Source organism: Streptomyces tendae (assembly GCF_014650435.1).
Taxonomy (GTDB): Bacteria; Actinomycetota; Actinomycetes; order Streptomycetales; family Streptomycetaceae; genus Streptomyces; species Streptomyces tendae.
Map to the genome: position 1 here is coordinate 226,122 of NZ_BMUY01000007.1, position 23,853 is coordinate 249,974.

Genomic DNA, 23,853 nt, shown 5'->3' on the forward strand with positions numbered 1-23,853 from the left:
TCGTCATCTGTCATGCAAAACGATTTGGATACGTGATGGCCATAGCTCCCCTTCCCGGGGCTCCACGCGATGCAGAGTGGTCGCCATGAACCGCTCACCGGGCGCCGCGCGTCCGCTCAGCCGCAGAACGCTGCTCGCCGCGGCCCTCGCCGCCACCGCGTCGGGCGCGGCCCTGACGGGGTGCACCTCCGACGCGTCCGGCGACCCCGGCCGGACCGTGCGGTTCCTCGGCCCCGAGACCCCGGAGACGTTCCGGCCCGTCATCCGGGGCTTCGAGAAGGCACACCCGGGGCTGCGGGTCGCGTACACCGCCGTGCCGCCCGCACAGCTCAACGACGTCCTCCAGCTGCGGCTGTCCGCGAAGGACTCGGCCATCGACGTGTACTGCGTCGACCAGCCGCGCGTCCCCGCGCTCAGTGCCCGCGGCTTCCTCACCGACCTGAGCGGCGTCGGCCGGCGGGCCCGCGCGGCCGTCACGACGGAGCAGTACGAGATCAGCTCCTGGGACGGCACCCTGCGCTCGCTCCCGGTGTGGACCTCCACCCAGTACCTCTTCTACAACGCCGACCTGCTGAAGCGGGCGGGCGTCGGCGTCCCGTCCGAGGACCCCGCCGAGCGCTGGACCTGGCAGCGGATCCTCGACGCCGGGCGCCGTGCCATGAAGCGGGCGGGCAGCGAGTACGCCCTGATCCTGGAGCAGACGGACGCGTACTACGGCCTGCAGCCGCTGGTCGAGTCCCTCGGCGGCGGCTCGGGCGTCACCGGCGAGGACATGCTCTCGCCCGCCGTCACGACGGACGGCTGGGTGCGGGCGATGCGCTGGTACCACGACCTGTTCGCGGACGGCCTCTCGCCGCGCGGCGTCACCTCGTTCCAGCTCGCCTCCTTCTTCACCTCGGGCAAGGTGCCGTTCTTCGTCGGCGGCCCGTGGAACCTGGGCTCCTTCGCCGGGCTGAAGGAGTTCGCCTGGGGCACGGCGCCGCAGCCGTACTTCGAGGGCGGCCGCCCGGTGACCCCGACCGACTCCTGGTCCTGGGGCATCAACCCGTACAGCGGCCGACAGGAGGAGGGCCTGAAGTTCATGGAGTACGCCTCGCTGACCACCGCGGGCAGCCTGGCCACGGTGGCCGCGTCCCCGCTGATCCCGGCCAACCGCGCCGCCTTCGACGCGTACGCGGCGCGCCTGGACAGGCAGGCCACGAAGTCCACCGAGGGAGTCGCCGCGATCATGCGGCACGAGCTGGAGCACACGGCCGTCAGCCGCCCGCGCTCCGTCGGCTACACCCAGTTCGAGACCGTCCTGGCCTCCGCCTTCTCCGACATCCGCAACGGATCGCCCGCCGAGCCCCGGCTCGCCAAGGCGTCGGACGAACTGGTGCGCACCTGGGAGCGACTGCGATGACGAGTACCACCCGGCCCCCGGACACCCCCGGCCGGCCCACCGGCCCCAGGTCCGCCGTGCGCCGCCGCACCCGCTCCCAGGCCCGCACCGCGCTCGCCTTCCTGGCCCCGGCGCTGCTCGCGCTGCTCGTCCTGCGGCTGCTGCCCGCCGGGCTCGCGGTCGTCGACAGCCTGCGCCACCACAGCCTCGTCGACGGCGTCACCCGCTTCGTCGGCCTCGACAACTACGGCGACCTCTTCGGCGACCCGCAGTTCTGGCAGAGCGTGCGCGTCACCTTGCTCTTCAGTGTGATCGTCAACCCGCTCCAGGTGCTGTGCGCGCTCGGCCTCGCCGTCCTGTTCAACCGGCGCTTCAAGGGCGCCCGCTTCTGGCGCTCACTCGTCTTCGCGCCGATCGCCGTGCCGCCCGCGGTCTCCGCCGTGATCTTCGGCATCCTCTACCGCCCCGAGGGCCCGCTCAACGCGCTCCTGGGCGTCTTCGGCCTGCCCTCCCAGCCGTTCCTCACCAGCCCCACGCAGGCGCTGTACGCGCTGATCGTGCTGATGAGCTGGGTCGGCGTCGGCTATTGGATGACGTTCCTGATCGCGGGCCTCCAGGACATCCCGCAGGAGACGTACGACGCCGCCGCCATGGACGGCGCGAACGCCTGGCAGCGCTTCGTGCACGTCACGCTGCCGCTGCTGCGCCGCCCGCTCGCCTTCGTCCTCGTCGCCGACACCGTCTCCAACTTCCTGGTCTTCGCACCGGTCCAACTGCTCACCGGCGGCGGCCCCGAGGGCTCCACCAACCTGCTCATGTACGACGTCTTCCGCCGGGCCTACAGCGTCGGCGACATCCACTACGCCCAGGCCGAGGTGGTGCTGCTGGTGGCACTCACCCTGGCCGTCGTCGCCGTCCAGTACCGGCTGATGCAGGGCAAGGGGGAGGAGTAGCCATGACGACGCCTCACCGCTCCACGGTCCGGGGCCGCCCGTCCCCGGCCCGGCACATGCCGGCGATCGTCGCCGTCGTCATCGGCGTGCTGTTCGCGCTGCCGCTGCTGTGGGTCCTCGCGGGCTCACTGCGCCCCGGCTCCCAGGTCCTCGACAGCCTCGACGAGCTGTCCTGGCGCTCCCTGATTCCCACCGACGCGACGCTGCACAACTACGTCACCCTGTTCCAGGGCGACTTCGGGCGCGCCGTGCTCAACTCGGTGCTGGTCGCGGCCGTTACCGTCGCGCTCGGCCTGCTGGTCTCGGCGAGCGCCGCGTTCGGCCTGTCGGTCTTCGAGTTCCGGGGACGCGGCCTGGTCTTCGCCGTGATCCTGCTCAGCTTCATGATCCCGTTCGACGCGATCGCGATTCCGCTGTCGTCCCTGTTCCGCGACTGGAACCTGCAGAACACGTACGCGGGCCTGATCCTGCCGGGCATCGGCAACGGCCTGGCCATCTTCCTGCTGCGCCAGTTCTTCCTCGCCGTACCCAGGGAACTCGTCGAGGCCGCCCGCATCGACGGCCTCAGCTGGTGGGGCGTGTTCACCCGGATCCACCTGCCGCTGTCGCGCCCGGCGCTGATCGGGGCGGGCCTGACCCTCTTCACCTTCCAGTGGCAGTCGTACATGTGGCCCCTGCTGATCGGCACCGAACCCTCCAAGCAGCTCGGCCCCATCGCGCTCGGCACGCTCCAGGGCCAGATGGTCGTCGACTACGGGCAGGTCTTCGCGGCCGCCGTCGTCCTCACCGTCATCCCGCTGGTCGTCCTGCTGCGACTGCAGCGCCACTTCACCCAGTCCATCGCGAACAGCGGCCTCAAGTAGCGGCCCGTAGCGGCCCGAGTAAGGACCCCCACGCATGACCACCCCACTCCACCGCGTCCTCCTCGACACCGACATCGGCAGCGACGTCGACGACGCACTCGCCCTCGGCGTGCTGCTCGGCTCGCCCGCCGACGTCCGCGTCGAGGCCGTCACCACCGTCTACGGCGACACCCTGCTGCGCGCCCGCCTCGCCCACCGCCTCGCCGCGCTCGCCGGACACGAACTGACCGTGGTGCCGGGCGCCGAGGACACCCTCTCCGGCAAGGAGGTGTGGTGGGCCGGACACGAGGGCGCCGCCTTCACCGACCTGGAGACGGAGCCCGTGCACGACGACGTGCCCGCCGACCGCTTCCTCGCCGAGGCCGTCCTCGCTCGCCCCGGCGGGCTCGACGTCATGGGCATCGCCCCGCAGGCCAACCTGGCCCGCGCCATCGCCGGCGCGCCCGGCTTCGCCGAAGCCGTCCGCACGCTCTACCTCATGGGCGGCCACTTCGGGCCGGACGCCGGGCCCGAGCACAACATCGTCAGTGACATCACCGCCGCCCGTGCCGTCTTCGCCGCCGGCATCCCCACCGTGATCACCGGCATCGAGACCACCCGGCGGGTCCGTATCGGCCGCGACGGCATCGAACGCATCCGCGCCGCCGGCCCCTACGGCGTCGCGCTCGCCCGCGAGATCGATGCCTGGACCGGCTTCACCGGCGAAGGCTGGAGCGTCCCGCACGACCCGATCACCGCCCTGTCGATGCTCCGCCCCGACCTCTACCGGACCGAGCCCGGCACGGTCACCGTCGACGACGAGGGTGTCACCACCTTCCACCGCGATCCGTCGGGCCACGTGCGCCTCGTCGTCGACGCCGACCTGGACCAGGTGGCCGAGGAGATCGTCGCCCGCATCGAGCGGGCGGGAACCACTGCCACCCCCTCGTAGACGGTCGGCCACCTGACGACCGCCGTGGGCGCTGCCCGCCGCCTACCGAAAGCCGAGGTACGGGTCGCCGGTGCCGACCAGCTCGGCGCTGACGGCCCACAGGCGGGCAGCGACAGCCGGATCGGCCATGTGGGACGGGACGGGCTCACGCCTCGGGAGGCCGCGCAGGCCGAAGACCCGCGGACCCCACAGCTGCCCTCCGAGCACCTCCGGGTCGAGGACGGCCCGGACGACGGGCCACGCTCCGGCGTCCTTGCCCTGCACCAGGACGCCGGCGGGCACGGCGCGCAGCCGTTCGCCGGGGGTCGTCACGCACACCGGCGGGCGGGACGGGGTGAGGGAGTCCAGCGCGCCGCCGGGGTGAGCCACCACGCTGAGCACCGTGCTGCCGACGGCACGCAGGCGGCGGTCGAGTTCGAAGCCGAAGCACATCTGTGCCAGTTTCGATCGGCCGTAGGTGCGCTTGGGCCGGTAGTCCCGGGCCGACTGCGGGTCGTCCAGGTCCAGGCGCTCGGACCGCGCCGCGAAGCTTCCCACCGTCACGACGCGGCCCGCCGGCGCCGCGGACAGCAGGGGTGCCAGCCACTTGGTCAGCGCGAAGTGGCCCAGGTGGTTGGTGCCGAACATCAGCTCGTGGCCGTCCCCGGTCTCCCGGCGCGGCGGGTCGTCGAGCGCGACCCCCGCGTTGTGCACCACCGCGTCGAGACGATCGAGGTCCAGCCTGTCCACGGCGGTCCTGAGGGACGCCAGGTCGGCGAGGTCCAGTGGGAGGTGCCGCACCTGCGCGCCGGGGACGCGTGCGCGGATCGAGGCCATGGCGGCGCCGGCCTTCGCGCCGTCCCGGCTGCCCAGTACGACGACGGCGCCGGTGGCGGCGAGCTGCTCCGCGGCAAAGTAGCCGATACCGGCGTTGCCCCCGGTGACCAGGAAGCTCCTGCCCTGGGCAGACGGCAGGCGGTGCACGTCCCACGACCGGCTCCGGGATGCGGAAGACACGATGACAGACTCCTTGTGCTCAGGGGGAAGCGTGCTCAGTGGGAGCACCGACCCGCCCAAGGTCGCAGCCTGCGCCGACAGATCTCCGACAAGAGCGCCGACATGGCGCCGACAGATCTCCGACAGGTCACCTCACCACGGACCCACCACCACACTCAGCCCTTAGGGCTGATACCCGTCGGCCTGGACGGTGAAGAGCCGGGCGTACGTACCGGCCTGGTCGAGCAGTTCGGCGTGGGAGCCCTCCTCGCTGACCCGGCCGTCGGCCAGGACGACGATCCGGTCCGCGTCCCTGACCGCACCGAGCCGGTGGGAGATCAGCAGACTGGTGCGGCCCGCCCGGTATCGCCCCAGCCGCAGGTGGATGTCGTACTCGGCCTCCGCGTCCAGACCCGAGCTGGGCTCGTCCAGGATGAGCAGGTCCGGATTCCTGCGCAGGAACGCCCGGGCGAGGGCGAGGCGCTGCCACTGTCCACCGGAGAGCAGTGCCCCGGCGTCGTCGTCGCCGTCGGCGGCGAAGACACGGCTCAGCATGGTGTCGTAGCGGTGCGGCAACTTCGCCAGCACGTCGTGCACGCCGGCCTCCCGCGCGGCGGTGCTGAGCCTCGCCGGATCGTCGAGCGCCCGCACGTCGCCGACGGCGATGTTCTCGCCGGCGGTGAGGTCGTAGTTCATGTAGTCCTGGAACACCGCGCCGAGCCGACGGCGCAGCTCCCGCACAGGTACGCGGCGGATGTCGACCCCGTCCCACAGGATTTCGCCCTGAGTCGGGTCGTAGAACCGGCACAGCAGTTTGACCAGTGTGCTCTTCCCGGCACCGTTGTGCCCGACCAGGGCGACGGACACGCCACGCGGGATGAACAGGGTCACGCCGCGCAGTACCCAGGGCTGGTCGTCGCCGTACCGGAACCAGACGTCCCGCAGCTCTATGCCCCGGCTCAGCGCGGGGAGCCGGTCGAGGAGGACATCGTCGGCCGGCGGTCCGAGATCCGGCCCGGCCTCCAGAACCGCCACGTAGTGGTTCAGCAGCAGCAGTTGGTGGTGCCCGTCGGCGAGGGAGCCGACGAGACCGGACAACGCGCCCTGCACACCCACGACAGCGGCCACGAACAGGGAGACGTCACCGGCCGTCAACTCTCCCCGTCTCGCGGCGAGCACCGCCCAGACCAGTCCGCCCCCGGAAACCAGTGCGCCGAGCAGTGCGAGACCCGACTGGGTGACCAGCTCCCTGCTCTCCACCAGCCGTCGTTCGACGTCCGCCGTGCGCCGTTCACCGAGCATCCGGCCCTTGAAGAAGTCACCGGCCGCGAAGAGCCGGATCTCCTTGGCCGCGTCCAGACTCGACAGCAGGGACTGGTAGAAGAACTCCCTGCGCTGCGCCGAACTGATGCGCCAGGCGCTCTTCGCGCGACGTCGGGACAGCCGCAACTCGGCCACCAGCGCGGGTACGGCCGCCGCGGCGACGAGCGCGGTCATCACCGGGCTGATGACGAACAGCGCGACGACGAACCCGATGACGCCCAGGGCCCCACCGGCGATCCTCAGCCCGGTCTCCACGACATGGCCGACGGTCTGGCTTCCCGCGGACTGCGCCATCCGCAACCGGTCCTGGAAGCGCGGGTCCTCGAACCTGGCGAGACCGGCGAAGGAGTTGACGACCGTGAAGAGCCGGTCCACCGCACGCATGCCCGCCGCCCGATTGAGCCGTGCCCCCAGGTACTGGCTGAGGTGCGGCAGCAGCGCCGCCACCAGTCCCAGCAGGCCGAGCCCCAGGGCCGGCCCGAGCAGAGCCGCCTGGCTCGCACCGGTCAGCCGGTCCAGGAGGAGCCGGGTGAGCCAGGCCACCCCCACGGGGACCACCGCGACGGCGACGGCGACGGCGACGAGGCCCGTCACGTGTGCGGGCGCCGACCGCCAGGCGAGCGAGAGCGCACTGCGGGCGGCGGCGAACGCCTCGCGCGGCGCGAGCTGCTCCTTCCCGCCGCCCCTGCGGCGCCCCGGCTCCTGCCTCGTGTTCTTGGTCATGCACCGGCCTTCGTGGGGTGCGGTACGCGGAGCAGGGCCCGGCCGCTGGCCGCGATCCGGCCGTCGGGGCCCATGCGGACGCCGGTGGGCATGCCCTGGATGCTGAACGCCCGGCTCAGTTCGCCCTCGAGGCGGGTCACGGCGACCGTGGCCACAGGGGACAGCGCGGCGACGAAGGCATCGGGTCGCTCTCCGCCGTCCTCGTTCTGCACCACGACGGCCAGGACCTGACCCGGCCCCGCCCTGCGGCCCAACTCCACCACGCCGGGGAGCAGTTCCTCGCACGGGAGGCAGCCCGGGGACAGGAAGGCCACGAGCATCCCTTCGTGCAGGCTGTCACGGGTCAGCCGCCGGCCCTCCGTGTCGCGTACGGAGAAGCGGCCCACGGGCTCCCCGACGGCGAGGCCCGAGCCCTGGAACGGGTCGCCCTTGGTGGCGGGCGTGGTCTCGCGCCGCTGGGTGCGCAGCCGTCGGACGATCCCGATCGTCAGCGTCAGGTTGACGATGCTCAGCAGGCCGAACAGCGTTACGACGGCGGTCAGGTACGCCATGGTGGATCGGTCCTTCCGGGGACGGCCCGGCCGCCGTGGCCGGGTGACGAACGGGAACGGCTGTTGCCGGACGCGGTGTGCGGGAGCCTGCGGACGACGACGCCCAGCAGCTGGCCGGAGGTGAAGTAGCCGCACTGACGGGAGTCCAGGCTCCGCAGGGGGTTGTCTCCGAGCAGCACCATCCGCCCCGCCGGTACCCGCTCCTCGGTCAACGCCCGCAGCGCGGGGCCTGCGTCCTTCGGTACCCGGTCCCCGGGGACGGCCACGGCACGTTTGATCAGCCACATGGGCAGGGGGAGATGGTCCCAGCGCTCGCCGGAGGGCGGCCCGGACACGACGAGCCGGCCACTGCGGACCGCGGCGAGCCGGGCGCGGCGGACCACGACCCGGTCGCCGTCGGCCAGAGTGGGAGACATGCTCTCGCCTTCCACGGTGACGACGACGTACCGGTGGCGGGCCAGGGCCACCGCACCGGCCACCGCGCATCCGGCGCCGAGCGCCGTGAGAGCGGCGAGGCGCGTCATGCCCGCGCCTCCTCGGCGTCCACCGGGCCGAACAGGTGCGCCAGGTCGTCGAGGACCACCGTGAACAGCGCGAGCAGGACTCCGACGCCGGCAGCCAGGAGCAGCCCGGCCGACGAGCCGGCCGCCGCCTCCGTGAGCGACCGCCCCACCAGTCCGGTGAGGGCCACGCAGACCAGCAGCACATTGCGCACGACGTGCCGGGGAGCGACGGGTTCCGAACCGCCGAAGCAGTGGCAGGCGGCGTGTTCCTCGCGCCGCAGCACACCGGCCAGGGCCAGCGCGAACCCCACGAGCAGGCATGCGGCACCCGCGAAGCCGACAGCCACGGACGCGGGGACCACGAGTGCCACCGCCACGGCTGCCTCGGCGGCGATCACGAGGGGCGCCGCGGCCTTCGTCCTGCGCCTCAACGGCGGGGCGAGCTGCGCCACCGAGAGCCGGAAGGCACGGTACGCGGTCGGGGAGCGGAGCTTGCCTGTGACCGAGCACAGGAAGACGAGGACGAGCAGGACCTGGCTGCTGACGATCACGTAGTTCATCGGAGCGGAAACCCTCCCGCCGGCGCGGCGCCGGGTGCTGAAGACCGGTCGTCGGACACCGGCTCCGTCCCGGCGGTGGCCGGGACGGAGCCGGTGGTGTGGCAGTTGCGGCGATACGCGGTGGGCGACGCCCCGCTACATGCGGCAGCCGCAGTAGCCGACCCGCTGGAGGTCCTCGCACGTCTCGTACCACATCAGCGTGGTGGTGCGCCCCTCGCAGCTTCGGTAGATGCACTCGCTCTGCCAGCAGTCGGCCGCCGACGCACTCGCCTTCGGGGCCACCTTGTCGAGCAGACGATCCGAGATCGTCCGCAGTTGTACGAGCATGCCTCTCCTCCGGTTCCTTCGCGGTTCTCGTGGGATCGCCCGGATCGGCACCGGTCCGTGCACGGCGCGGTGCCGGTCGGTGCGCGGACCCTGTTCGGTCTCGCCGGCCGGGCTGAACCGAGCTTGTGGCACGGAGCGGATCCCGGCAACGGCACGTTCTGTCTCGGACAATCCGTTCCTTGTCCGGACTGGTCACAGGCGTGTCCGGAAGCTGTCCGGAACGGGCCGCGGAGGACCGGAATCAGCGTTGTCCGGGTGTGGCGGGACGGCTCACGATGTCCGCATGGCGAATGTGGGGGAGTTGCAGCCGCAGCAGGTCGGTGATGCAAGGGAGTTCGCGACCGCCATGCGGCAGCTCAAGGAACGCTCGGGACTGACCTACCGTCAGCTGGAGGAGAGCGCCGCCGAACGCGGGGAGGCGCTGGCCCGCAGCACGCTGGCGGACGTCCTCGCCGGGAAGGCCACACCACGTCCGGAACTGGTGGCCGCCTTCGTACGAGCCTGCGGGGACGGACTACGGATACGGGAATGGCTGGAGGCCCGGGAAAGGGCCGTCGGCAGCGGGACCGCCCAGGCTCAAGGCGAGGTGCGCAGACAGGGCCGGCGCACGGGGCGTGGACCGGGGAAGCGCCGGGCGCCCGCGCTCCTGCTGGCGCTCGCCCTGCTGTCCTGCGTGGCCGTGACCGCCTGGGGCGTCGGCTTCTTCGGAGAACCGGGCGGTTCCGGCAAGGACGGAGGAGACGCTTCCGCGGCCTCCCGCAACAGGGCCGTCCTGCCGCAGGGACCCGTGCAGATCCGCCCGGTCCTGTCCGCCGGTCTGTGTCTGACCGACGGTAAGGCCGAGGGGTACGACTCCCTGGTGGCCGTGCAGCGCCCGTGCGGTGACGTCGCACCCCAGCAGACCGAGCTGGTACCCGCGGGGGACGGCACGCTCCGCGTGCAGTGGTACCACCCCGACCACGGCAAGGGCTGCTTGAAAGCGGTGACCGTTCGCACCGGTGCCGCCCTGCTGGAGCCCTGGGACGACTGCGGGAAGACGAGCAGGTTCCGTATCGAGCCGTCGGATTCCGGCGGCCGCGATCAGTATGTGCTCCGTGTGACCGACGGTGGCTGTGTGGGCATCAGCGGGTCGAGGAGATCCGCCGGGGCCCCGGCGGTGACGCAGCCCTGCGACGGCAGCGGAAACCAGATCTTCACCATCGCGCCCGCGTGAGCCGCATGACGACACAGGAACCGCCACGCCGGCGAGTGGACCCGACTCTCAGGTGCCACAGGGACATGGATTGCGGGGCCGGGCGCGGGCGGCCGCTCAGGAACGTGGTGCGGCGGTGCCGGTGCCGCCCCGGGAGCGGTGGGTGCGGATCGCTTCGTGGTGGTCCGCGGCCCAGCCGATGAGCTGCCTGACGATCCCGTGCAGGCCGCGGCCGAGAGGGGCGAGGGCGTACTCCACACGCGGCGGAACCTCGGCGTAGGCGGTACGCGTGACCAGACCGTCCTCGACGAGCTGGCGCAGCGTGTGGGTGAGCATGCGCTGGGAGATGCCGGGGATCTGGCGCTGCAGGTCGGTGTAGCGCAGCGGGCCGTTCTCCAGGACGGCGATGATCAGCATGCTCCACTTGTCGCCGACGCGGTCAAGCACCTGCCGGACGAAGGCCATGTGCTCGGCGGGAATGCTCGCACACGGCCCGGCCGCGGCCGCCATCTCCCCATCGGTCCCGTCCGGCATGGCGCCCATTCCTCTCCGTCGCGCACACCCGTGTGCCTTTTGTAACGCCTTCCATACTGCCGCATCATGGCGCTACGAACAAAAAGTAGGAATTGGAGTTCAGGCCGTGAAAGTAGCGATCTGCCCCACGGACCACGCACCGGGCCGTGCCGCCGAAGGGTGCACCGTCCCCGCCCACCTCTGACCGTCACCCCACCCAAGTCACCCCATACCAGTCACCCCGCACACCCACCTCTCCTCGAAAGGTCCCACCGACATGTCGTACCTGCTGCACGTCGACTCCTCCTCGCTCGGCGAGGCATCCGTCTCCCGTCAGGTCGCCCAGTCCTTCCGCGACCGCTGGCCGGGGCCGGTCGTCCACCGGGACCTCGCGGCCGCACCGGTGCCGCACCTGACGGCGGCGGGCGTCACCGCCCGCGACACCGTTCCGGCCCGGCACACCCCCGAGCAGGCCAAGGCCCAGGCACTGCAGGACGAGCTGATCGAGGAGTTCCTCGGCGCCGGCGCGTACCTGTTCACGGTGCCGATGTACAACCTGTCCATGCCGTCGGCGTTCAAGGCGTGGCTCGACCAGATCCTCGTCACGGACCGGACCTTCAGCCACACCGGCGCCTCCCCGGCCGCGGGCCGGCCCGCCCTGCTGATATCCGCCCGCGGCGGCAGCTACGCGCCCGGCGCCCCAAGGGAGGGCCTGGACTACCTGGTCCCCACGCTGGAAACCGTCCTGGGCCACGAGGACCTGCTCGGCCTGGACGTCACCACCGTGACTCCCGAGCTGACCATGGCTCCCCACGTACCGGCGCTCGCCTCCCTCCTCCCGCTGCACGAGGCGTCCATGACGGCCGCCCACGACCACGCCCGCGCTCTCGCCACGAGCTTCGCCGCCCGCGCGGCCTGAACGTGCCGTCTGCCGGAGTGTCACACCGCGTTGACGGCGTGCCGCACGACCGCGTCGAACAGGTAGCCCTGGGTGTTGTGGACGGTGGCGTCCGGCTGGGTCCGCCCCGTGGTGTCGGTCGCCCGGGCCAGCAACGTGCACGGGCCGGGCGACGGCGGACGCCAGGGGGTCGACCAGCGCACCCAGCCGTCGCGCCGGGGCGCGTCGTGGAGCCGGGCGGCTCTCCAGCGGGAGCCGCCGTCGGTGCTCACGTCCACCCGCACGACACCGCCCGCCCCCGACCAGGACCGCCCGGTGAGCCGGTGGGTCACGCCCGCCGTCAGGTTCGCCCGTGCGTCCAGCTCCCAGGCGCTCTTGATCGTCTGCCGGGTGAGCGGGGCGCTGCCGCCGCCCGGGTGCGCGTCGCCGAACAGGCGGTAGAAGTCGGTGTTCCACGGTGAGTACAGCGGTCGGGCGGACACCTGGATGTCGCCGACCCACTTGATGGAGGCGATGCCGATCCACGAGGGCACGAGGAGCCGCACGGGGTGCCCGTGGTCGGGTGGCAGCGGTGCGCCGTTCATCTCGTAGGCGAGCAGTACGTCGTCCAGCGCCTTGGACAGCGGCAGCGGGCGGCGGACCCGGCCGAGGTTCGTGCCGTCGGCGGTGACGTAGTCGTCGTCGAGGCCCCGGGGCAGGACGTCCACGGCCCGTCGGCCGAGCCCCGCGCGTCGCAGGACGTCCGCCAGACGTACCCCCCGCCAGCGGGCGACACCGATCGCGCCGAGGGTCCAGGCGGTGCCGCCGACCTCCTGGCCCTGCTGGCTGGTGAAGTAGCCGCGTCCGTTGCCCGCGCACTCCACGAACGCGCTGTGCGTGACGGACGGCAACTTCTTCAGGTCGGCGAGGGAGAAGTCCACGGCGCGGTGCCGTTCGAGGCCGTCGCCCCAGACGGTGAGCCTCCAGTCGCCCGCCGAGAGGACGGGTGTCGCGGTGTGGTTGCGGACGAAGAAGCGGTCGTTGGGGGTGTGGTAGCCGGTGTGCGCCAGGGAGGCGAACCGTGTCTCGGCGTTGGTGCCCCGCACCGTGAACAGGTCCTCGGGCAGGGGTTTGACGATGCCGGGGGCAGTGCCGGTGGCGGCGGCCGCCGGTGAGCCGGGCGACGCCACGGATGCGGCGCCGGCGAGTCCGGCCGCGGCGAACAGCCGGAGCATGTCACGCCTGGTGACACCGTCGGCCCGGGCTTCTCCGGAGAGCCACTGCCGCAGTCTGCGTCGGTCGTAGGCGGATTCGGGGGTATGCATCAGGTTCTGCCTTTCGCAGGCGGGCACGGGTCGTGCCCCGTGCGGACGGGGGAGAGGGAGGCGCGGCCGTCCCGGCGGGACGAAGGGACGGCGGCGGCACCGGCCGTGGACGCGGCGACACGCCCCCGGCCGGGCCCGGGGACGACGCTTACGCGGTGAGGATCAACAACAGCAGAACGGCATGAGCACGCGGGACCGCGGGGCTGCGGGGTGGCGTCGGCTGAGGATCACGACGCCATCGTACGGAGGCGACGCGTTCTCGGGAAGAAGTCGGCAAGTCCCGTGCTCCACAAGGGCGGTGACACCCGACCCGAGGCCCCGTGCCGTCCGCCGCTTTGACATCCCTCGCAAGTTCGTTCATATTCCTCTCATGTCGTCCGACCACGCCACCGCACGCGCCGCCATCGAGCTGGCGCTGATCGGCGTGACCCCGCTCTGCGTGGCCGACATTCTCTGTCGCTGACGTCCGCCTTCGGCGCGTACGTCGCGTTCCACGACCCTCACGACCCTCCTCCGGGCACCCTTCGCCGTGCCTCGGGGCGGTCGACGTCCGGTGGCCGCCGTGCCCGCGCCGGGGTGATCCCGTCGCCAGCCGTTCCCCGCGCCATACAGCCGTCCCGAATCCGGAGACGGCCCGTCCGAGAGGTCGTCCTCCCATGCGTCACCCGTCCCGCAGAACGCGCCGTGTCACCACCGCGTTGACCGTCAGCCTGATCGTGACGGCCGGTGCGGCCGCCTGCGGACCGGAGGACAACGATGCCAAGGCCGGCGGCGCCGACGCCGAACCCCACAAGGGCGGCACCCTCACGGTTCTGAACTCCGATCCGCAGCAGGACTTCGACCCGGCACGCCTCTACACCTCGGGCGGCGGCAACGTCCCCTCCCTCGTCTTCCGCACCCTGACGACCCGCAACCGGGAGGACGGTGCCAAGGGCGCCGAGGTCGTCCCCGACCTGGCCACCGACACCGGCCGTCCGAACAAGGACGCCACCGTGTGGACGTACACCCTCAAGGAGGGGCTCGCGTACGAGGACGGCACGAAGATCACGTCCGCGGACATCAAGTACGGCATCGAACGATCCTTCGCCGCCGAACTGTCGGGCGGCGCCCCCTACCTGCGGGACTGGCTCGTCGGCGGCGCCGACTACCAGGGGCCCTACAAGGACAAGGGCAAGGGGCTCGACTCGATCGAGACGCCGGACGAGCGCACCATCGTCTTCCACCTGAACAAGCCCGAGGGCGAGTTCCCCTACCTGGCCACGCAGACCCAGTTCACTCCGGTGCCCAAGGCCGCCGACAAGGGCACGAAGTACGAGGAGCACCCCGTCTCCTCCGGGCCGTACAAGGTCGTCGAGAACCAGAACGACGGTGAGCGGCTGATCCTGGAGCGCAACGAGCACTGGTCGGCGAAGACAGACGAGGAGCGCAAGGCGTACCCGGACCGCATCGACGTCCGCTCCGGTCTCGACTCCTCGGTCATCAACCAGCGGCTGTCCGCCTCCCAGGGCTCCGACGCCGCCGCCGTCACCACCGACACCAACCTGGGACCGGCCGAACTCGCCAAGGTCACCGGCGACAAGGACCTCGCGAGCCGGGTGGGCACCGGCCACTTCGGCTACACCAACTACATCGCCTTCAACCCGAAGGTGAAACCCTTCGACAACCCCAAGGTGCGACAGGCGATCGCGTACGCGGTGGACCGCACCTCCGTGGTCAACGCCGCCGGGGGTTCCTCCCTGGCGGAGCCCGCCACCACCTACCTGCCGAACCAGAAGTCCTTCGGCCACACGGCTTACGACCACTTCCCGGCCGGCGCGTCGGGCAACGCGGCGAAGGCCAGGGAACTGCTGAAGCAGGCGGGTTACGCGAACGGACTGACCGTCACGCTGACCCACTCCAACGCCAAGGACTTCGAGACCGGTCCGGAGATCGCCACCGCCGTCCAGGACGCCCTGAAGAAGGCGGGGATCACGGTGAAGCTGGACGGCCTGGAGGACAACGACTACAGCGACACCATCCAGGACGTGAAGAGCGAACCCGGGTTCTTCCTGGCGCACTGGGGCGCCGACTGGCCCTCCGGAGGCCCCTTCCTGGCGCCGATCTTCGACGGCCGGCAGATCGTCGAGGACGGCGCCAACTTCAACACCGGCCAGCTGAACGACAAGTCGGTCAACGAGGAGATCGACGCCATCAACAAGCTCACCGACCTCGACGCGGCGGCGAAGCGCTGGGGTGCCCTCGACAAGCGGATCGGTGAGCAGGCGCTGACGGTCCCGCTCTTCCACCCCGTCTACAAGCGTCTGTACGGCAAGGACGTCAAGAACGTCGTGATCAGCGACTGGACCGGTGTGCTGGACGTGTCCCAGGTCGCGGTGGACTAGGCCCGGGGAAAGCACGTCCATGAGTGAGGCCCGCGCGGCCGCCGAGGGCGCGAGGGCGGGCACCGGCACGGTGCTCGCCCCCGCCTCGGGGGCCCGACAGTTCTGGCGGCGGCTGCGCGTGCAGCGAGCCGCCCTCGTCGCGGCGATCGTCGTCGCGCTGCTCGTCCTGCTCGCGCTCACCGCGCCCCTGCTCACCGCAGTGGAGGGGCAGGACCCCACGACCTACCACCCCGAACTCGTCGACTCGGCACGCGGCGGTGTGCCCGTCGGCACGTTCGGCGGCATGAGCGCCGACCACTGGCTGGGCGTGGAACCCCAGACGGGGCGCGACCTGTTCGCCCGCCTCGTGTACGGCGCCCGGGTCTCGCTCGGGGTGGCTCTGGCGGCAACGGTGGTGGAGGTCGCCGTCGGACTCGTCATGGGGGTCGCGGCCGGGCTCGGCAACCGGTGGGTGGACCAGGCATTGAGCCGGTTCACCGACGTGGTGGTGGCGCTGCCGCTGATGGTGATGTCCCTCGCGCTGCTCGCGATCGTGCCCAGTGACTTCCCGCGCCCCGTGCTGGTCGCGAGCGTGATCGGGCTGATCGGCTGGGGGTCCGTCGCCAAGATCGTGCGGGCCCAGACCCTGACGCTCAAGCAGCTCGACCACGTCGCGGCGGCCCGGCTCAGCGGTTGGGGCCCGTGGCGCATCGCGCGCCGCGAGTTGCTGCCCGCCCTGGCCGCGCCGGTCATCACGTACGCCGCGCTGCTCTTCCCGGTGAACATCAGCGCCGAGGCCGCGCTGAGCTTCCTCGGTGCCGGAGTGAAGCCGCCGACGCCGTCCTGGGGGCAGATGCTCACCTCCGCGAACGTCTGGTACCAGGCGGCACCGCAGTACCTGCTGCTGCCGGCCGGGCTGCTGTTCGTCACCGTCCTCGCGCTGACCGTCCTCGGCGACGGGGTGCGCAGGGCCCTCGACCCACGCGCGGCCTCCCGGCTGTCCGTGGGCACCGGCCGCCGGAAGGAGACACGGGCATGAACGCCCTGCACGGCTTCGCCGGCTTCGCCCTGCGCCGCACGCTCGGAGCGGTGGTCACCCTGCTCGCCATCTCGGTGATCGTGTACGTGGTCTTCTACGCCGCCCCCGGCGACGTCGCCCAGATCACCTGCGGGCCGCGCTGCTCGCCCGCGCAGGTCCACCAGGTGGCGGAACAACTGCGCCTGGACGACCCGCTGTACGTCCGCTACCTGCACTTCCTCCAGGGTGTCGTCGTCGGCCACGACTACTCCACCGGTACCTCGGTGGAGCACTGCTCCGCGCCGTGCCTCGGCATGTCGTACCAGAGCGACCAGCAGGTCACACAGCTGATCCTGGCCAAGCTGCCGGTCACCGGCTCCCTCGCGCTCGGCGCCATGGTGCTGTGGCTGCTGTTCGGCGTCGGCACCGGAGTGCTCGCCGCGTGGCGACGCGGGCGGCTGGACGAGCGCATCCTGACGGGCATCACCCTGGCCGGCTGGGCGACGCCGGTGTTCGTCGTCGGGCTGCTGCTGATGGTCGTGATCTGCGGGCAGTTGCAGCTGCTGCCGTTCCCGCAGTACGTCCCGTTCACCGAGGACCCGGAGCAGTGGGCGTGGAACCTGCTGCTGCCCTGGCTGTCGCTGGCCCTGATCGAAGCCGCCAAGTACGCGCGCCTGACCCGGTCGGCCATGCTGGAGACCCTGGCCGAGGACCATGTGCGCACCTTCCGCGCCTACGGTGTCGGGGAGCGCGCCATCGTCGGACGGCACGCCCTTCGCGGTGCCGTCGGACCGCTGATCGCGCTGAACGCCAACGACCTGGGTTCGCTCTTCGGCGGGGCGGTGCTCACCGAATCACTGTTCGGGCTGCCCGGGATCGGCCGTGAGCTGGTGCATGCGGTGAACGTCGTCGACCTGCCGGTCGTCGTCGGCATGGTCGTGCTGACCGGCTTCTTCGTAGTTCTCGCCAACGCCGTCGCGGACGTGCTGTACGCGGTGGCCGACCGAAGGACGGTGCTGTCGTGAGTACGGCCGAGAGTCTGGTCCAAGTCACCGGCCTGTCGGTCGCGTTCGGCCCCGTGCGCGCGGTGGACGCGCTGTCCTTCCGGCTGGAGCGGGGAGCGGCGCTGGCACTGGTCGGGGAGTCCGGCTCCGGCAAGTCCACCGTGGCGTCCGCCCTGTTGGGGCTGCACCGGGGCACCGGTGCGGTCGTGGACGGCACGGTCCGGGTGGCCGGGGTCGACGTCGGCAGTGCCTCCGACGCGGAACTGCGGCGGCTGCGCGGCGGCACGGCGGCGATGGTCTTCCAGGACCCGCTGTCGTCCCTGGACCCCTACTACGCCGTCGGCGACCAGATAGCCGAGGTGTACCGCGTGCACCACAGGGCGTCCCGGCGGGCGGCACGGGCGCGCGCCGTCCAGGTGCTGGACCGGGTGGGCATCCCCGACGCGGTACGGCGTTCACGCTCGCGCCCGCACGAGTTCAGCGGCGGCATGCGCCAGCGTGCCCTCATCGCGATGGCCCTGGCCTGCGAACCGGAGCTGCTCGTCGCCGACGAGCCCACCACCGCCCTCGACGTGACCGTGCAGGCCCAGATCCTCGACCTGCTGCACACACTGCGCCAGGAGACGGGCATGGGACTGCTGCTCGTCACCCACGACGTGGGCGTCGCCGCCGGGAGCGTCGACGACATCCTGGTCATGCGGAACGGAGTCGAGGTCGAACACGGCCCCGTCGCCACCGTCCTGGGATCCCCGGCCCGGACGTACACGCGGCGGCTGCTGAAGTCGGTGCCCCGGGTGGACGTACCGCGCCCCGCGCACCCGGCCGACGCGGAGCACGAGCCGGCGTCCGCAGGGGTGGCGCTGGAAGCCGTCGGACTGCGCCGTGTCTTCGGACGCGGTGCGAGGGCGTTCGCCGCGGTCGACGACGTGTCGCTTCAGGTGCGGCGCGGGGAGGCACTGGGCATCGTCGGCGAGAGCGGCAGCGGCAAGACCACGCTCGGCCGGATGCTGGTGGGCCTCCTCGCCCCCTCGGCCGGGCAGGTCCGCCGCGAGGGCGTCGCCGTCAACGGCGTGCGTCCGGACGTCCAGATGGTGTTCCAGGACCCGGTGTCCTCCCTCAACCCCCGGCGCAGCGTGGGCGAGTCGGTGGCCGACCCGCTGCGGGCCCGGGGGGAGCGGGATCCGGCGGTGCGCACCCGTGTCGCGGAGCTGCTGGAGCGGGTCGGTCTCGAACCCGCCCACCACGGCCGCTACCCGCACGAGTTCAGCGGAGGCCAGCGGCAACGCATCGGCATCGCGCGGGCGCTGGCGGCCGACCCGCGCGTCCTGGTCTGCGACGAGCCGGTCTCCGCTCTCGACGTGACCACGCAGGCCCAGGTCGTCGAGCTGCTGGACGAGCTGCGGCGCGAACTGGGCCTCGCCCTGGTGTTCATCGCCCACGACCTGGCCGTCGTGCGCCGGGTCAGCGACCGGCTGGCGGTGATGCGGCGGGGCCGGGTGGTGGAGTACGGGCAGGCGAACGAGGTCTACGAGTCGCCGCGGGAGGCGTACACCCGGCACCTGCTCGCCGCCGTACCCGCACTCGACCCGGACCTCGCCGCCGTGCGCCGTGCGGAGCGCATGGAGCAGCGGTCTCTCGGTTGACCTGCGAGACCTTCACCGTCACCCGGCCGAGGAACTCGCCGATGGACTCGTCGGCATGGTCGGAGCGTCCCGTGGTGAGGCGAGCCCCGGGATGTGACGGCGAGAGATCCGGAGCGCGATCGGCCGACGGGAGAACGTGCCGCTGCTGGTGTCGCTCGTCGGCACGCACGGCTTCGACGTCCCGCACCGGGTGCTTGCCACGGCACCGTACCCGGCGCCGTGGTGATCGAAGACCCGTGGGCCAACGGGGCGGTGGGGGACACCTGGGTCGATACCCACCTGCTGCCCGTTCCCGAAGCGTCGCTCGACACGATGGCCACGCTCTCGCCGGACCGCTTCCGCGGCGCCGTGACCATGCGTCCCGCGTAGGGGGCGGGCAGCCCGCACGGCCTGCTTGTTACCGCTGCATCATCTCCTGCTCCCACCAGCCGCGCGTGTCGACGTCCGTGGCATCCGCCAGCGCCTCCAGTTCCGCGATCTCCTCGTCTGCCAGCTCGATGCCGCGAGCCCGGACCACCGCGTCGACGTAGGCCGCCTTCGTGACCCCGATGATCGGGGTGGTCCCCTTGGCGATGGCCCAGGCGACGGCAACCTCCGCGGCGGACACGCCTCGGTCCTTGCCGATCACCTCCATCCGGTCCGTCAGCGCCCGCAGCCGGGGCAGGACGCCGTTGTACACGTCAGCCCGGCTGCTTCCCGCCGGCAACGGATTCGCCGGGCTGTACCTGCCGGTCAGCGCTCCCTGCTCGAGGACCATGTAGGAGAAGAACCGCACACCGTGCTCGCGGCAGTGGTCGAGGATGCCCGCCCGGTCGGAAGCCCGGTACAGGAGGCTGTAGTGGTTCTGGACGGCCTCCACGCGGAAGCCGGCCTCGCCGAGGATCCGATCGGCGAGAGCGATCTCCTCCAGGTTGTGGTTCGAGACGCCGACATGCTGGATCCTGCCGCTCTCGAGCAGCGGGATCAGATGCGGCGTCCACCGCGCCACGTCGGCAGGATTGTGGATCCAGAAGAGATCCACATAGTCCGTACGCAGTCGGTCGAGGCTCTGCTCCAGCATGTCCGCGACCGGATCGTCGCCGTCGCCCGCGAGTTGCGGGGTGAACTTCGTCGACAGCTGGTACTCGCTGCGGTGACAGCCCGACAGCGCCTGGGCGAGGACGCTCTCCGAGCGGCCCATGCCGTACGCCACGGCGGTGTCCCACAAGGTGAACCCGTTCGCCTGCGCCCTCTCGACGACCTCCCTCAGTCCGGACTCGCTCAGTCGACTGCCGAAGTAGCCGTCGCCCGCCTCGCCGCTGTCTCCCCAGGCCCATGTGCCCAACGCCACCGCCGGCACCGTCAGCGCCCTGCTCGTCATGTCTCGGCTCCGTTGTTCGTTCTCAGGATCGTGTCGCACCGTTCGAACCCCAGGAGACCGCGCCCGCCGCGGACCGGAGAAGGTCGCGTTCATGGGGGTACAACCTCAACCCCCTTCGCTCTGTGACCGGCGCTTACCATGAATTCCATGGACCAGCAGCCCGGAACCCGCGGCGAGATCCGGGACTTCCTCGCCGGCCGACGAGCCAGGATCACCCCGGCACAGGCCGGACTGCCGACCAGCGCCCGTCGCCGGGTCCCCGGGCTGCGGCGCGAGGAGGTCGCCGTCCTCGCCGGTGTGAGCACGGAGTGGTACACGCGGCTGGAGAAGGGTCACATCGCCGGCGTGTCCGAGGGCGTCCTCGACGCGGTCGCCCGTGCCCTGCGACTGGACGACGACGAACGCGCCTACCTGTTCGAGCTGGCCCGGTCGTCGCGGCACGCGAGTCGCACACCGTCGCGTCGCAGGGACGTCGAGGTCCCGGACCGAATCCAGTGGCTGCTCGACTCCATGACGACGTCCTCGGCGTTCGTACGCAACGGCCGCACGGACATCGTCGCCCACAACCCCCTGGCCCGAGCCCTGCTCGCGCCGCTGTTCGACAGCGCCACAACCGACGGACGCGGCCGCCCCAACATCGCCCGCTACATCTTCCTCGACCCGGCCGCGCCCGACTTCTTCGTCGACTGGGACGCCGCCGGCAACGCCACCGCCGCCCTGCTGCGCGCCGAGGCCGGGCGCGAACCCCGCGACCGGGCACTGCGCGAACTCGTCGGCGAGCTGTCCACCCTCAGCCCGGAGTTTCGCGGCCAATGGGCCACGCACGACGTCCTGATGCGCCACGACGGCGTCAAACGGCTCCAGCACCCCGACGCCGGCCACCTGGAACTGACCTTCCAGTCCCTCGACCTGCCCCTGCCGGGCCGGGCCGTGCACGACCTGATCATCTACACCGCCGAACCCGGCACCGCGTCCGAGGAACGGCTCAGGCTCCTCGCGAGCCGGGACTCGACGACGGCGTGTGCGCGTAGCGGCCGATGAACTCGCGGATCTCCCCGGCGACGAGTTCGGGGGACTCGTACGGTGCGAGGTGCCCCGCGTCCGACAGGTAGACCAGCCTGCCCCCGGGCATCGCGCGGACGTCGGCGATCAGCTTGTCCCGCGGGGCGATGGTGTCCCGGCCGCCGATGACGTAGCACGCCGGCACGGCCATCCCGGACAGTTCCTCGAACATGCTCGTGTAAGCGCCGCCACCACTTCCGAGCCAACTGCGCCAGAACTGCTCCGTGACACCACTGGTCATGGTGCGCACGACGTCGGTCGTCCGGCTCGGGTCCAGCGACATGACTCCGACGGCCTCAGTGATGGCCTCGACGTCACGGAAGGACGAGTGGAATCTCTCGATGACCGGATCGCCCGCCTCGGTACCGCCCGCGTTCCACGGCATGACCGCCATGACGGCGAACACCTGGCCGGGCCGGTCGAGAGCGATCCGCACGCCGAGCGCGCCACCGAAGGAGAGACCGACGAGGGCGAAGCGTTCGAGGCCCAGCTCGTCGCAGGCGTCGGTCACCGTTGCGGCGATCCGGGTGAGGCTCGATCCGTCGGCAGGCGCATGGAAGGAGCCGGCGTGGCCCGGCAGGTCCATGAGAATGAGACGGTAGCCGTCGAGCAGGGGTGCCGTCTCGGACCAGCACTGGAGCGAGCACCCGAGTCCGGGCAACAGGACGATCGAGTTCGGCCCGCTTCCCCGCACCTCGTAGTGGACACCGTTGTTCGTCTTCGGCATGAGATCCCTCCCGTGTGTCACGTAACCGGTGTTGTCGTCGCTGTCCGTGCCGTCGTCGCCCGCCGCGCGAGCGGGTGTCACGCCGCTACACCAGCGACAGGCTCGCGCGAAGTGAGGCGAGCAGATCCACCACCTCAAAGAGGTCGGTGGCCGTGCCGAAGACATAGAAGTCCGGGCGGACCAGCACGGCCACGACGCCGGCCGCCTTGAGCCAGTCACTCAGCGCTTCCCCGTCTTCCTGGACCCCCGCGGCACCCACGACGACTGACCGCAGCCCGATCGCTCGCTCGAGGTCCGCCACGGCCGCGGTCGTCGCCTCGTCCGGTTCGACCACGCTGAACAGGGTGAACCCGCGGCCGAGTACGTCGTCCGACCGCTCGGTCTTCCCGCTGCCCGTCCGCAGAAGGGGCTGTACGGCCAAGTGACCGGCCAGCGGTTGCCCGGCTCGGAAGCCCGCGCCGACCGGCGGCGCGAACGGCGCCGGAAGCTCGGTCGCCGACCGCATCTCCTCCCGACGCCGCGCCGCACGGACCGGATCGGTCTCGCAGACGACGGTCCCGACCCGCACCGACTCCTCGATGTAGTCAATGACCTGCGGCCTTCTGGAGAGCGTGTACAGGTCCAGCAGCTCCGGGTCAGCGGCCCCGGTCAGCACGAGGTCGAGCATCCAGCCGAGGGTCGCGGCGTCCCGGACGCCGGAGCTCATGCCCTGTCCGAGAAACGGCGGCATGACATGAGCGGCGTCACCGGCCAGCAGAACCGACCGGTGGCGGAACGTGGCGGCCACCACGGAACGGAACTGGTAGACGGTCTGCCGGATCAGCTCACCCTCCTGCGGGCCGATCCAGGGCCTGAGCAACTCCCAGACGCGTTCCGGCTTCACCATCTCGGTCGGATCGTCGCCCTCGACGAGCATGAACTCCCAGCGGAAGTACCGCTGAGCAACCCGGCCCATGTGATTCGGCCTCGCCGGGTCGAGGACCTGGCCGGTGTCCGGGATGTCCGGGACCGGGGCGCCAGGACGGGGCCGCACGTCCACGACCAGCCAGTCGCCCCGGAAACCGAGATCCTTCGTCGGAATGCCGCAGAGCGTGCGCACCCTGCTGTTGGCGCCGTCCGCCCCGACCACATGGCGGGCGGTGACGACGCCGCCGTCCGCCAACGTCACCACCACGTGGTCGGTCCCTTGACGCAGATCGACCAACTCCGCACCGAAACGAACGTCCACCGTTGACGCGCCGCGGACCGCCGCGTCCAGGGCGTCCTCCAGTTCCGGCTGGTAGAAGTGGTACGACGCGTCCCAGCCGGAGGGTGCGGCCCCCTCCCTCGGCAGGCGAGAGATCACGCTCCCGTCGCGATCGAGGAACTCGTACACACGCGCCGGTTCCGCAATGCGCCGTACGTCGTCGGCAATGCCCAAGGACTGGAAGACGCGCATGATTTCGTGATCGAAGTGCCCGGCTCGTGGCGTCTCGTAGCGGCCCACTCGCCGTTCGCAGACCAGTACCCGGTGACCCGCTGTCCCCAGCAGAGCAGCCAGGGTCTGACCGACCGGGCCGTACCCGATGACGAGGACGTCCGCGTCCACGGCATCCGGTGCGGTCGTCGTCGTGGTGCGGAATTCATCGGCAAGCTTCATGTGTCCCAACCCTTCGCTTACACCGGAGCGTGTGCACGCCGGA

23 protein-coding genes and 1 pseudogene are annotated in these 23,853 nt (G+C 71.4%); 13 read left to right on the plus strand and 11 right to left on the minus strand.

Going from position 1 to position 23,853, the window contains the following annotated elements; genetic code table 11:
• The first annotated feature begins 85 nt into the window (after positions 1-85).
• The 4 genes from IE258_RS20130 to IE258_RS20145 are packed head-to-tail and all read left to right on the plus strand — an operon-like array spanning position 86 to position 4,128.
• Positions 86-1,402, plus strand: a complete 1,317-nt coding sequence (locus tag IE258_RS20130; protein WP_189745403.1) for an ABC transporter substrate-binding protein — start codon at positions 86-88, stop codon at positions 1,400-1,402.
• Positions 1,399-2,334 (plus strand): carbohydrate ABC transporter permease, encoded by a 936-nt coding sequence (locus tag IE258_RS20135; protein WP_189745405.1) that lies wholly within the window; start codon positions 1,399-1,401, stop codon positions 2,332-2,334. The genes IE258_RS20130 and IE258_RS20135 overlap by 4 nt, the downstream gene beginning before the upstream one ends.
• Positions 2,335-2,336: 2 nt before the next feature.
• Positions 2,337-3,197: a carbohydrate ABC transporter permease gene (locus IE258_RS20140; protein ID WP_189745406.1), complete on the plus strand. Its 861-nt coding sequence runs from the start codon at positions 2,337-2,339 to the stop codon at positions 3,195-3,197.
• Between the two features lie 34 nt (positions 3,198-3,231).
• Entirely contained in the window at positions 3,232-4,128 is an 897-nt protein-coding gene (locus IE258_RS20145) for a nucleoside hydrolase (protein WP_189745408.1), read from the plus strand.
• A gap of 42 nt (positions 4,129-4,170) precedes the next feature.
• On the opposite strand, the gene IE258_RS20150 is transcribed toward IE258_RS20145, so the two are convergent.
• The 6 genes from IE258_RS20150 to IE258_RS20175 all read right to left on the minus strand — a co-directional run bounded on the left by IE258_RS20150 (position 4,171) and on the right by IE258_RS20175 (position 9,090).
• A complete protein-coding gene (locus tag IE258_RS20150) occupies positions 4,171-5,124 on the minus strand; it encodes an SDR family NAD(P)-dependent oxidoreductase (protein ID WP_189745410.1) in 954 nt (317 codons plus the stop codon).
• Between the two features lie 162 nt (positions 5,125-5,286).
• A complete protein-coding gene (locus IE258_RS20155) occupies positions 5,287-7,149 on the minus strand; it encodes an ABC transporter ATP-binding protein (protein WP_189745412.1) in 1,863 nt (620 codons plus the stop codon).
• A complete protein-coding gene (locus tag IE258_RS20160; protein WP_189745414.1) occupies positions 7,146-7,700 on the minus strand; it encodes a TlpA family protein disulfide reductase in 555 nt (184 codons plus the stop codon). The genes IE258_RS20155 and IE258_RS20160 overlap by 4 nt, the downstream gene beginning before the upstream one ends.
• Complete coding sequence (locus IE258_RS20165; RefSeq protein ID WP_189745417.1) at positions 7,688-8,224, minus strand: S26 family signal peptidase; 537 nt, start codon at positions 8,222-8,224, stop codon at positions 7,688-7,690. Before IE258_RS20165 ends, IE258_RS20160 begins: the two co-directional genes overlap by 13 nt.
• Positions 8,221-8,763 carry a MauE/DoxX family redox-associated membrane protein gene (locus tag IE258_RS20170; protein WP_189745419.1) on the minus strand — a complete coding sequence of 181 codons (543 nt, stop codon included), beginning with the start codon at positions 8,761-8,763 and terminating at the stop codon, positions 8,221-8,223. Before IE258_RS20170 ends, IE258_RS20165 begins: the two co-directional genes overlap by 4 nt.
• 135 nt (positions 8,764-8,898) lie before the next feature.
• Positions 8,899-9,090, minus strand: coding sequence for a hypothetical protein (locus tag IE258_RS20175; protein ID WP_189745421.1), 192 nt, complete (start codon positions 9,088-9,090; stop codon positions 8,899-8,901).
• A gap of 283 nt (positions 9,091-9,373) precedes the next feature.
• On the opposite strand from IE258_RS20175, the gene IE258_RS20180 reads away from it, so the two are divergent.
• On the plus strand, positions 9,374-10,303 hold the full coding sequence (locus tag IE258_RS20180; protein ID WP_189745423.1) for a helix-turn-helix domain-containing protein: 930 nt from the start codon (positions 9,374-9,376) through the stop codon (positions 10,301-10,303).
• Positions 10,304-10,399: 96 nt separating this feature from the next.
• Here IE258_RS20180 and IE258_RS20185 read toward each other — a convergent pair whose 3' ends face one another.
• Positions 10,400-10,816, minus strand: coding sequence for a winged helix-turn-helix transcriptional regulator (locus IE258_RS20185; RefSeq protein ID WP_373309815.1), 417 nt, complete (start codon positions 10,814-10,816; stop codon positions 10,400-10,402).
• Between the two features lie 256 nt (positions 10,817-11,072).
• Between IE258_RS20185 and IE258_RS20190 the strand changes: the two genes are divergently transcribed.
• Complete coding sequence (locus tag IE258_RS20190; protein WP_189745427.1) at positions 11,073-11,714, plus strand: FMN-dependent NADH-azoreductase; 642 nt, start codon at positions 11,073-11,075, stop codon at positions 11,712-11,714.
• A gap of 20 nt (positions 11,715-11,734) precedes the next feature.
• Here the strand turns inward: IE258_RS20190 and IE258_RS20195 are convergent, their stop codons facing one another.
• The gene (locus tag IE258_RS20195) at positions 11,735-12,997 is read right to left on the minus strand and encodes a sulfite oxidase (protein WP_189745429.1); all 1,263 of its coding nucleotides are present in this window, start codon (positions 12,995-12,997) and stop codon (positions 11,735-11,737) included.
• A 370-nt stretch (positions 12,998-13,367) separates the two neighbouring features.
• Here IE258_RS20195 and IE258_RS42060 point away from each other — a divergent pair, with 370 nt between their 5' ends.
• The 6 genes and pseudogenes from IE258_RS42060 to IE258_RS20220 all read left to right on the plus strand — a co-directional run.
• Positions 13,368-13,460 carry an Ms4533A family Cys-rich leader peptide gene (locus IE258_RS42060; RefSeq protein ID WP_328822926.1) on the plus strand — a complete coding sequence of 31 codons (93 nt, stop codon included), beginning with the start codon at positions 13,368-13,370 and terminating at the stop codon, positions 13,458-13,460.
• A 193-nt stretch (positions 13,461-13,653) separates the two neighbouring features.
• Positions 13,654-15,378, plus strand: a complete 1,725-nt coding sequence (locus IE258_RS20200) for an ABC transporter substrate-binding protein (protein ID WP_189745431.1) — start codon at positions 13,654-13,656, stop codon at positions 15,376-15,378.
• Positions 15,379-15,397: 19 nt separating this feature from the next.
• The gene (locus IE258_RS20205) at positions 15,398-16,396 is read left to right on the plus strand and encodes an ABC transporter permease (protein WP_189745433.1); all 999 of its coding nucleotides are present in this window, start codon (positions 15,398-15,400) and stop codon (positions 16,394-16,396) included.
• A gap of 5 nt (positions 16,397-16,401) precedes the next feature.
• The gene (locus tag IE258_RS20210) at positions 16,402-17,400 is read left to right on the plus strand and encodes an ABC transporter permease (RefSeq protein WP_189745777.1); all 999 of its coding nucleotides are present in this window, start codon (positions 16,402-16,404) and stop codon (positions 17,398-17,400) included.
• Complete coding sequence (locus IE258_RS20215; protein ID WP_189745435.1) at positions 17,397-19,022, plus strand: dipeptide ABC transporter ATP-binding protein; 1,626 nt, start codon at positions 17,397-17,399, stop codon at positions 19,020-19,022. Before IE258_RS20210 ends, IE258_RS20215 begins: the two co-directional genes overlap by 4 nt.
• A 106-nt stretch (positions 19,023-19,128) precedes the next feature.
• Positions 19,129-19,391, plus strand: a pseudogene (locus tag IE258_RS20220) (peptidase C39 family protein); the annotation flags it as partial.
• Positions 19,392-19,419: 28 nt separating this feature from the next.
• On the opposite strand, the gene IE258_RS20225 reads toward IE258_RS20220, so the two are convergent.
• Positions 19,420-20,382 carry an aldo/keto reductase gene (locus IE258_RS20225; protein ID WP_189745437.1) on the minus strand — a complete coding sequence of 321 codons (963 nt, stop codon included), beginning with the start codon at positions 20,380-20,382 and terminating at the stop codon, positions 19,420-19,422.
• A gap of 147 nt (positions 20,383-20,529) precedes the next feature.
• On the opposite strand from IE258_RS20225, the gene IE258_RS20230 reads away from it, so the two are divergent.
• Entirely contained in the window at positions 20,530-21,423 is an 894-nt protein-coding gene (locus IE258_RS20230; RefSeq protein ID WP_189745439.1) for a helix-turn-helix transcriptional regulator, read from the plus strand.
• Here IE258_RS20230 and IE258_RS20235 read toward each other — a convergent pair.
• Together IE258_RS20235 and mhpA are read right to left on the minus strand one after the other, a co-directional pair.
• Positions 21,368-22,171 (minus strand): alpha/beta fold hydrolase, encoded by an 804-nt coding sequence (locus IE258_RS20235; protein ID WP_189745441.1) that lies wholly within the window; start codon positions 22,169-22,171, stop codon positions 21,368-21,370. The two genes, IE258_RS20230 and IE258_RS20235, sit on opposite strands and share 56 nt — an antisense overlap.
• Before the next feature lie 85 nt (positions 22,172-22,256).
• Positions 22,257-23,810 carry a bifunctional 3-(3-hydroxy-phenyl)propionate/3-hydroxycinnamic acid hydroxylase MhpA gene (gene mhpA / locus IE258_RS20240; protein ID WP_189745443.1) on the minus strand — a complete coding sequence of 518 codons (1,554 nt, stop codon included), beginning with the start codon at positions 23,808-23,810 and terminating at the stop codon, positions 22,257-22,259.
• Positions 23,811-23,853 lie beyond the last annotated feature (43 nt).

Excerpts from the sequence above, each read along its gene's own strand:
- IE258_RS20230 (WP_189745439.1), top strand. The coding sequence starts at position 20,530 with ATGGACCAGCAGCCCGGAACCCGCGGCGAGATCCGGGACTTCCTCGCC.
- IE258_RS20185 (WP_373309815.1), bottom strand. The coding sequence starts at position 10,816 with ATGCCGGACGGGACCGATGGGGAGATGGCGGCCGCGGCCGGGCCGTGT.
- IE258_RS20195 (WP_189745429.1), bottom strand. The coding sequence starts at position 12,997 with ATGCATACCCCCGAATCCGCCTACGACCGACGCAGACTGCGGCAGTGG.
- IE258_RS20145 (WP_189745408.1), top strand. The coding sequence starts at position 3,232 with ATGACCACCCCACTCCACCGCGTCCTCCTCGACACCGACATCGGCAGC.
- IE258_RS20140 (WP_189745406.1), top strand. The coding sequence starts at position 2,337 with ATGACGACGCCTCACCGCTCCACGGTCCGGGGCCGCCCGTCCCCGGCC.
- IE258_RS20170 (WP_189745419.1), bottom strand. The coding sequence starts at position 8,763 with ATGAACTACGTGATCGTCAGCAGCCAGGTCCTGCTCGTCCTCGTCTTC.
- IE258_RS20205 (WP_189745433.1), top strand. The coding sequence starts at position 15,398 with ATGAGTGAGGCCCGCGCGGCCGCCGAGGGCGCGAGGGCGGGCACCGGC.
- IE258_RS42060 (WP_328822926.1), top strand. The coding sequence starts at position 13,368 with ATGTCGTCCGACCACGCCACCGCACGCGCCGCCATCGAGCTGGCGCTG.
- IE258_RS20175 (WP_189745421.1), bottom strand. The coding sequence starts at position 9,090 with ATGCTCGTACAACTGCGGACGATCTCGGATCGTCTGCTCGACAAGGTG.
- mhpA (WP_189745443.1), bottom strand. The coding sequence starts at position 23,810 with ATGAAGCTTGCCGATGAATTCCGCACCACGACGACGACCGCACCGGAT.
- IE258_RS20190 (WP_189745427.1), top strand. The coding sequence starts at position 11,073 with ATGTCGTACCTGCTGCACGTCGACTCCTCCTCGCTCGGCGAGGCATCC.
- IE258_RS20135 (WP_189745405.1), top strand. The coding sequence starts at position 1,399 with ATGACGAGTACCACCCGGCCCCCGGACACCCCCGGCCGGCCCACCGGC.
- IE258_RS20180 (WP_189745423.1), top strand. The coding sequence starts at position 9,374 with ATGGCGAATGTGGGGGAGTTGCAGCCGCAGCAGGTCGGTGATGCAAGG.
- IE258_RS20235 (WP_189745441.1), bottom strand. The coding sequence starts at position 22,171 with ATGCCGAAGACGAACAACGGTGTCCACTACGAGGTGCGGGGAAGCGGG.
- IE258_RS20200 (WP_189745431.1), top strand. The coding sequence starts at position 13,654 with ATGCGTCACCCGTCCCGCAGAACGCGCCGTGTCACCACCGCGTTGACC.
- IE258_RS20160 (WP_189745414.1), bottom strand. The coding sequence starts at position 7,700 with ATGGCGTACCTGACCGCCGTCGTAACGCTGTTCGGCCTGCTGAGCATC.
- IE258_RS20155 (WP_189745412.1), bottom strand. The coding sequence starts at position 7,149 with ATGACCAAGAACACGAGGCAGGAGCCGGGGCGCCGCAGGGGCGGCGGG.
- IE258_RS20225 (WP_189745437.1), bottom strand. The coding sequence starts at position 20,382 with ATGACGAGCAGGGCGCTGACGGTGCCGGCGGTGGCGTTGGGCACATGG.
- IE258_RS20130 (WP_189745403.1), top strand. The coding sequence starts at position 86 with ATGAACCGCTCACCGGGCGCCGCGCGTCCGCTCAGCCGCAGAACGCTG.
- IE258_RS20165 (WP_189745417.1), bottom strand. The coding sequence starts at position 8,224 with ATGACGCGCCTCGCCGCTCTCACGGCGCTCGGCGCCGGATGCGCGGTG.